Here is a 7,129-nt window from a genome sequence, read left to right as displayed (position 1 = left end):
TCCACCTAGGGCCATGAAGGCGCAGGGGAAGAGTAGTAAACCAGACCAACCGATGAAGACGAAACGGTCTCTTTTGAGCCAGTCATCGAGAGCATCAAACAGCCCTCTTTCTGGGGCGCGTCCGACAGCAATGGTCATGGGTATTTTTCCTCTTGCTTAACTGAAATCACGGGCAAGATTTCTTAACTTTTTTGAGTCTGGGATTACTCCCATTGTCTTATAAGATGGCGCGATCGATTGACTGGATTAGCTTAACTAAACTAGCTGCGATCGCTCGTTAATCCTCACAAACTGTAAAAGATTAACGTTTCTTAAACTAGCACAAGCTAGACAATAATTTCGAGTTCGGTAAGACTTTGGTTCCTTGCGGCCTCTATCTACCTTTAACTATTATTAGCAAAAAATTACAAATCTATACAACTTGACTCATAATTGATTTTTAATACACACAAAAACTTTTTTGTCAATGAGTATTTATATTCATTTTTTTAATTGATCGCCATTCCCAATCCTCTAGGGGTTGCTCTAGCAATTGACAATCAAAGCATTCCTCGGCGGCGGTTTTCAGGGTAGCGATAATTGTCTCTAGGGTCAAATCTGGGGCTAAATTGAGCTTTTGAGGGGCAGCACTGGCGAAAACTTGCTCAAACAGCGAATTATCCTGCTCTAACACCATCGAACCATGTTGGAGAACCGAGGAACCCCGTTGCAGTTGGGCGCTCCCAATAAATTTATTTCCCCAATTATCGACTAAATCCGCACCGGTGGCTGTACCGAAACAGTTAGCAGAATGGATATATCCCCGGCCGGCAGCACCGTAGGACAATTCTAGACCGAGATTTTGCCAGCCTGTGATTAAAAATTGACAGATTTGACAGTAAACTTTCCTAACATTCCCCTTCATCCCCGAATTTACCACCATATAAGTCAAATCCCCCTGATGTAGTACGGACCGGCCACCGGTAGGACGACGAACTAGGGAGATTTTTTGACCTTGCCAAGTCAAATCACGCCAAAAATCGGGATATTGCCGTTGATGATAGCCCAAGGAAATAGCTGGGGGCGACCATTGATAAAAACGCAGAGTCGGGGGATGATGACCACAACGGTGTTGTTCTAGTAACCAAGAATCGATCGCCATTTGTAGCTCTGCCGATGAGATAATTGGAGGGATATAACGCCAAATTTTAGCCGCCACCAAAGGATTCTCGTAACATTTCATCATTATTATCTGCTACCGTCGCCACGAGAGTAATTGCTCGGGAAATCTCCCCGGGAGACAAATCGGCCACAGTACGCTGAGAAATCACCACCACCTGCTCATTCATAATGGCAAAATGAGATTCAAAGGTTTCGGCACAATTCATCGCTAATAACTTGCGGGTTAATCCCAATTCATCCTGAACAGGCAATTTCAGCACAGAAGACCACACCGTGAGAAAATCATCATCGCTTTCCCCAGTTAACTGCACAAATACCTCAACGCTACCATACTGAAACTTCCACAGATAACCTTTTTCTGTATGTTGTACCATAGCAGTATCATTCTGCTGCAGAGTAGAAATAACCATTTCAATCATTTCTTGGTGACTGCTCGTACTAGCCAGAAATTCATCGGTCATTGACTCTATTGCTTCTGAAGTCGCTAAACTTTCTGTGGTCATAAAAATTCCCTAAACTCGATCGATCACAATCTTATCCCAAGAGAAAAGAAAAAAAGACATTCGGGTTGGGGAAGTGGGGTTTTAGGGTTTTGGGGTTTTGGGGTTTTTGTTGAATTTCCCCACTTTCCCCACTTTCCCCACTTCCCCACTTCCCCAATTACTCAAAATTTTATGAAGCATTTGAGTAAACACCTAACTTGATCGATGACAATGGCTCTATCCCGTTCTAGCTGTCAATAATTATGCAAAGTCTTTTTCAACGTTCCCTAACTGAGACCAATTCTGGGGAAGAAGATACCCGTAGTCGTATTCTACAGGCCGCTTTACGTTTATTTGCCGCTAAGGGTTATGAAGGAACCACGACCAAAGACCTAGCAGGAAAAGCAAATGTGGCAGAAGGAACTTTATTTCGTTATTTTCCCAACAAAAAGGCGATTTTAATCGAAGTGGCCACTAGGGGATGGGTGGACATTCTCACCGACTTGCTGACGGAATTGAGCGAAATGGGCAGTTATAAAGCGGTAGCGCAGGTGATGCGACGTAGGGTGTTGAGAATGCGAGAAAATAGCGATTTATTGCGAGTTTGTTTTATAGAGGCACAATTTCACCCCGAATTAAAAGAGCGGATTCAATCGGAGGTAATTGCTAAAATGACCGATGTGGCTGAGGCTTTTTTTCAAACAGCGATCGATCGTGGTATCTATCGTCCCATGAATCCGAAAATTGTAGCCCAGGTTTTTCTAGGAATGTTCGCAATTGCCGGTTTTTCTAGTGAAACTATTTTAGATAGTAATGCTTCCCCCTTAGCTTTACAAGAAATGGCCGAAGGTATTGCCGAAATTTTTCTGAATGGAGTGTTAGTTAAGTAGTCGTGCAAAATTAATTTCCTAGTCGAGACTCCGAGACTCCGAGACAGCTAATCTAAGGATAGGCGGTTAAAATCCGTTTTAGCTTACTTAAGTAGGGTTTACGGCAAAAAGTTTATTGGTGGGGTTAGGAGTCGGTTGTCAGGAGTCAGTAGCCGGTCGTCGGGAGGGGAAGTAAGAATAACAGAATGACCTCTTTAACTTAGACAATGGTGAAGTAAAAGTCGTTAACAATATCCCAGAATTACTCGAATTATCTATAGATAATCCCAATAAATTTAAAGAACACATGGACAGAGGAGATTTTGAGCGTTGGCTGGATAATATAGAGATAGGAGAAACAGAACTAGCAAATATAGCTCAGGCAACTCGAGAGAAGAATGATGATGAGTGCCTACATTATTTTCTCAGAGAATGCTGTCTAGTCTTGATTGAGAGAAACCCTTAATATTTCCTAACAAAAACTTGATTTGATCGCCAACTACCTGCAAGATAAAGAAAGAACGAATGAGATAGGGAATTTACAAGGGGATAAAAATTAAAATCTTTCTGATTTCAAGCTACCAACGACCAGCGCTAGTCACTGATAACTGAAAACTGAAACCTGATAACTGATAACTGATAACTGATAACTGATAACTGAAATGACTCGATCCTATTTTGCTACCACCGCTAGGGGACTAGAAGAAATTGCCGCTAGGGAATTAGAATTCCTAGGGGCCAAAGAAGTGAAACCAGTATTCACCGGAGTCCATTTTCAGGGGGATATCTCCCTACTCTATCGAGTCAATCTTTGGTCAAGAATTATTTTTCGGGTTTTGGTTCCCATTGCCGAAATTCCCTGTGGGGATGGGAAGGAACTGTATGATGGTATTCAAGCCATTGATTGGCGAGATTATCTCAGCAGTGAGGAAACTTTAGCGGTACAATGTACGGGAACGAACGATCGCCTCAATCACACCCATTACACTGCTTTAAGCATCAAAAACGCTATTATCGACCAACAGCGTCAACAGGGCAATCCCCGTTCCTTTGTGGATACAGAAAACCCCGACCTGCAAATTAACGCTCATATCGAGAAAAATCGCTGTGTGCTTAGTTTAGATAGTTCTGGCCACAGTTTACATCGTCGTGGGTATCATCGGGCCATGGGAGTCGCACCTCTGAAAGAAAGTCTTGCCGCTGCTTTGGTAGAATTATCAGCATGGCAGGATGATATGGTGCTTTTGGACCCTTTCTGTGGTTCGGGAACCATTGTCATCGAAGCGACGTTAAAAGCTTTAAATATTGCCCCCGGTTTATCCCGTTCCCAGTTCGGATTTCAGAAATGGCCAGACTATCAACCGGATTTGTGGCAATCTTTGCTTCAGGAAGCTAAAGAAAAACAAAAATTTCAGCTAAATGCGCCAATTTATGCTAGTGATGCCGATTACGAGGTTTTGCATCAGGCCGAGGATAACGCCTATTTTTGTCAAGTGCAGGACTATATTAATTTTAGCTTGCAAAGCATCACCGACTTAGAACCGACGAGCGATCGAGGGATTATTCTCTGTAATCCCCCTTACGGCAAAAGATTGGGTAATACCGAAGAATTAGGGGCCTTATATAAATCCTTCGGTGATGTCTTAAAACAGAGGTTTAAGGGTTGGACAGCCTATATTTTATCGGGAAACAAAGAACTGACTAAACAAATCGGTCTGCGTTCTTCCCGTCGCACTCCCTTGTATAACGGTTCTTTGCCCTGTACCCTCTTAAAATATGAGTTGTATTAACTACATCAAAACCTTGAGACTGTCAAGAGCTAAATGAACATTTTGACGAACTGAGGCAGCCGAAGTGTGTAGATCCAGACGTTCAGCATCGGTCAAACGCACTTCCAGAATACTTTCCACACCCCGACATCCTAGGCGACAGGGAACCCCCAGATAGACATCCTGTAAACCGTATTCACCCTTAAGATAGGCTGCCGCCGGCAGTAAACGGGATTGATTTCTCAATATCGTCTCGACCATGGTACAGGCAGAGGAAGCAGGGGCATAATAAGCGCCGCCAGTTTGCAGTAATTTGACGATTTCAGCCCCACCGTTGCGAGTTCTCTCCACTAAACGATTAATCGTTATCTCGTCCATTAATTCGGTAATCGGCACACCACTGACGGTACAGTAACGGGGTAGGGGCAACATTAAATCACCGTGACCACCCAAAACCATAGCATGAACGTCGGCGGTACTAACCCCCAATTCCATGGCGATAAAGGTTTGTAAACGGGAAGAATCGAGGACTCCCGCCATTCCCATCACTTTTTGGGGGGGTAAACCGGTCGATTGCCAGACTAGATAGGTCATCACATCCAGGGGATTAGTGATGACAATAAAAATGGCTTCCGGAGAATACCTGAGGCATTTAGTGGCGGCCTCGACGACAATTTTGGCGTTAACATTCATGAGATCATCGCGACTCATGCCCGGTTTTCTGGCTAATCCGGCCGTAATCACGACAATATCCGAGCCTGCCGTGTCTTCGTAGTTATTAGTGCCGATAATCTCGCTGTCGTGCAGTTCTATACCCTGAGCTTCCATCAAATCTAGGGCAATACCCTGGGGTAAACCATTGACGATATCGAGGAGAACCACATCGGCGAGGTTTTTTTCGGCGATGCGTTGGGCCAGGGTGCGTCCGACGTTGCCAGCACCAATAACCGAGACTCGGGGCGATTGACAGGGGATGAGTGTATCGTAGAAGTCAACCATGGTTTATGGATGAGGCAATTCCTCATCAGGCGGGTTCCAGTTGTTCGAGCTTTAGCCACACACTGGGGGTAGGAACATAGAATTTAATCAAAGCATAATCATCTTTTACATCCAAGACTTCTGCTGTCGAGTCGAACATATAACTGGGTAAACGGCGATCGCTGGCTAGGGCTTCGAGGCTATTTTCTAGGTTTCCCGTCACCACGCGGACTAAAGCTCCTTTCTTAATTGTAGCTGCCATGTTTTTCTGGTTAAATTTGCTGGGGGTTTCCCCCATAAATTGTTACATATTCGGGCAGACCTCTGACAAGAGCTTTTTTCAGTCATCGGTTTACTGATGACTAATACCAAAGGCCGAATCTAAAACCTAATTGGTTAGGCTCAAAGCTTTGATGTACTTAGGTGGCTGGTTATAATTAAATTAAAAATGGATTTTAGGTTCGATCCCCCCCTTATTAAGGAGGGTGCCGATCCCCCCTTAGTCCCCCCTTAATAAGGGGGGCATCTGAAAGTTTTCAATACCTACCTACTTAGTTTTTACCCTTGTTTTTAGGTGGGAGAATTGCCAGATTCTTTCTTGTGCATGAGTGCCTGTCGCCCCTTGCCTTTAGAAACTAATAACTGATTCCGGGCTGATGGCTTTTTGGCTTAAGATAAAGTTTAGCCCTCGATCGAGTTCTCGTGTTTTCATGGTTTTACAACTGCGCGTCTATGTTCCCGAACATCCTCTGGTTAAGCATTGGCTGGCGATCGCCCGCGATCAAAATACCCCCTCGGTACTGTTTAAAACAGCGATGACGGAACTAGGGCGCTGGTTAACCTACGAAGCAGCCAGGCAATGGTTGCCGACCCTGGAAACTAGCGTTAAAACCCCTCTAGCGGAATGTCCCGCTACTTTTATCGATCCTAGCGTACCGATGGCCGTAGTCCCGATTTTACGCGCAGGATTAGCCTTGTTGGAAGGGGCGCAAAGTCTTTTACCCCTAGCTAGTACCTATCATCTCGGTTTAGCCAGAAATGAGGAAACCCTGGAGGTGAGTTGTTATTTAAATAAATTACCGGCTAGTTTTGATCCGGCCACGAGAGTGTTAATTCTTGAACCGATGTTAGCCACGGGGGGATCAATTTCAACGGCAATGGCAGAAATTACCAGCAGAGGCGTTGATCCTGCCCTAATTCGCCTGATTTCCGTGGTGGCTGCCCCACCGGCTTTACAGAAATTGAGTCAGAATTATCCCAGCTTGAACATCTATACGGCTATTATCGATGAAGGATTAAATAGCCGCGGTTACATCGTGCCGGGGTTGGGCGATGCCGGCGATCGAGCTTTTGGAACCTATTAGGAGAAAAACGGATTATGAGTCAGCGAGATGGGTTTGCGGGCGGTTTTTTAGCTGGTGCGATTGTCGGTGGTTTAGTGGGCGGTGTTTTGGGGACAGTGTTGGCTAATCGCAGCCGTCGCGCTTTAGCAGATGGTGATAATCAGTCTTTTTTGGAGGAGATCCGCAATGGGCGCTTGACTCCAGAGGAAGGTATGGAAATGGCCCGCCGCAGTTTAGAAGATAAAATTGCCCAGTTAAATCTAGCGATCGATGATGTGCGTCAACAGTTAGGATCGGTACAGGAAAACGGCAGCGATCATTAAATAGGGTTGGCTGAATAAATCTCAAAACCTTTATAAGTAGTCGTGCAAAATTAATTTCCTAGTGAACCCGCATTTCTCACAAATTGAGTTGGGAAGCTGATTTGGATGCAGAAAATTGCGGTTATTTGTAAATCAGAAAGAATTCTCAAATTGGGAAACAAGAATCTGACTAAACTAGCCAAAAAGCTGGCAAAAAATTGGCTA

At 44.6% G+C, this 7,129-nt stretch carries 8 protein-coding genes and 1 pseudogene; 4 read left to right on the top strand and 5 right to left on the bottom strand.

What is annotated here, in order from left to right; translation table 11 throughout:
• From O9323_RS15615 to O9323_RS15605, 3 genes and pseudogenes are all read right to left on the bottom strand, one after another.
• Positions 1-138, bottom strand: a pseudogene (locus O9323_RS15615) (photosystem II D2 protein (photosystem q(a) protein)); the annotation flags it as partial.
• A 325-nt stretch (positions 139-463) separates the two neighbouring features.
• The gene (locus O9323_RS15610) at positions 464-1,225 is read right to left on the bottom strand and encodes a lipoate--protein ligase family protein (protein WP_002750970.1); all 762 of its coding nucleotides are present in this window, start codon (positions 1,223-1,225) and stop codon (positions 464-466) included.
• Positions 1,188-1,664, bottom strand: a complete 477-nt coding sequence (locus tag O9323_RS15605) for a YbjN domain-containing protein (protein ID WP_002750969.1) — start codon at positions 1,662-1,664, stop codon at positions 1,188-1,190. Before O9323_RS15605 ends, O9323_RS15610 begins: the two co-directional genes overlap by 38 nt.
• Positions 1,665-1,906: 242 nt before the next feature.
• On the opposite strand from O9323_RS15605, the gene O9323_RS15600 reads away from it, so the two are divergent.
• Both O9323_RS15600 and O9323_RS15595 read left to right on the top strand, forming a co-directional pair.
• Entirely contained in the window at positions 1,907-2,533 is a 627-nt protein-coding gene (locus O9323_RS15600) for a TetR/AcrR family transcriptional regulator (RefSeq protein WP_002747032.1), read from the top strand.
• 641 nt (positions 2,534-3,174) lie between these two features.
• Positions 3,175-4,302 (top strand): THUMP domain-containing class I SAM-dependent RNA methyltransferase, encoded by a 1,128-nt coding sequence (locus O9323_RS15595; RefSeq protein ID WP_002750967.1) that lies wholly within the window; start codon positions 3,175-3,177, stop codon positions 4,300-4,302.
• On the opposite strand, the gene mdh is transcribed toward O9323_RS15595, so the two are convergent.
• Both mdh and O9323_RS15585 read right to left on the bottom strand, forming a co-directional pair.
• On the bottom strand, positions 4,303-5,280 hold the full coding sequence (mdh, locus tag O9323_RS15590) for a malate dehydrogenase (RefSeq protein ID WP_288125396.1): 978 nt from the start codon (positions 5,278-5,280) through the stop codon (positions 4,303-4,305).
• Positions 5,281-5,305: 25 nt separating this feature from the next.
• The gene (locus O9323_RS15585) at positions 5,306-5,521 is read right to left on the bottom strand and encodes an NAD(P)H-quinone oxidoreductase subunit O (protein ID WP_002766111.1); all 216 of its coding nucleotides are present in this window, start codon (positions 5,519-5,521) and stop codon (positions 5,306-5,308) included.
• A gap of 448 nt (positions 5,522-5,969) precedes the next feature.
• On the opposite strand from O9323_RS15585, the gene upp reads away from it, so the two are divergent.
• Positions 5,970-6,623 carry a uracil phosphoribosyltransferase gene (gene upp / locus O9323_RS15580; RefSeq protein ID WP_002750959.1) on the top strand — a complete coding sequence of 218 codons (654 nt, stop codon included), beginning with the start codon at positions 5,970-5,972 and terminating at the stop codon, positions 6,621-6,623.
• A gap of 14 nt (positions 6,624-6,637) precedes the next feature.
• Positions 6,638-6,925: a ssl2009 family thylakoid membrane protein gene (locus O9323_RS15575; RefSeq protein WP_002750958.1), complete on the top strand. Its 288-nt coding sequence runs from the start codon at positions 6,638-6,640 to the stop codon at positions 6,923-6,925.
• Positions 6,926-7,129 lie beyond the last annotated feature (204 nt).

This window comes from Microcystis sp. LE19-131.1A, from assembly GCF_027532015.1.
GTDB lineage: Bacteria > Cyanobacteriota > Cyanobacteriia > Cyanobacteriales > Microcystaceae > Microcystis > Microcystis ichthyoblabe_A.
The sequence above is the reverse complement of the archived record's forward strand: the minus strand, read 5'-3'. Positions and strand labels throughout refer to the sequence as shown.

Coding starts and splice junctions, on each gene's coding strand:
- O9323_RS15610 (WP_002750970.1), bottom strand. CDS start 1,225: ATGATGAAATGTTACGAGAATCCTTTGGTGGCGGCTAAAATTTGGCGT.
- O9323_RS15605 (WP_002750969.1), bottom strand. CDS start 1,664: ATGACCACAGAAAGTTTAGCGACTTCAGAAGCAATAGAGTCAATGACC.
- O9323_RS15600 (WP_002747032.1), top strand. CDS start 1,907: ATGCAAAGTCTTTTTCAACGTTCCCTAACTGAGACCAATTCTGGGGAA.
- O9323_RS15595 (WP_002750967.1), top strand. CDS start 3,175: ATGACTCGATCCTATTTTGCTACCACCGCTAGGGGACTAGAAGAAATT.
- mdh (WP_288125396.1), bottom strand. CDS start 5,280: ATGGTTGACTTCTACGATACACTCATCCCCTGTCAATCGCCCCGAGTC.
- O9323_RS15585 (WP_002766111.1), bottom strand. CDS start 5,521: ATGGCAGCTACAATTAAGAAAGGAGCTTTAGTCCGCGTGGTGACGGGA.
- upp (WP_002750959.1), top strand. CDS start 5,970: ATGGTTTTACAACTGCGCGTCTATGTTCCCGAACATCCTCTGGTTAAG.
- O9323_RS15575 (WP_002750958.1), top strand. CDS start 6,638: ATGAGTCAGCGAGATGGGTTTGCGGGCGGTTTTTTAGCTGGTGCGATT.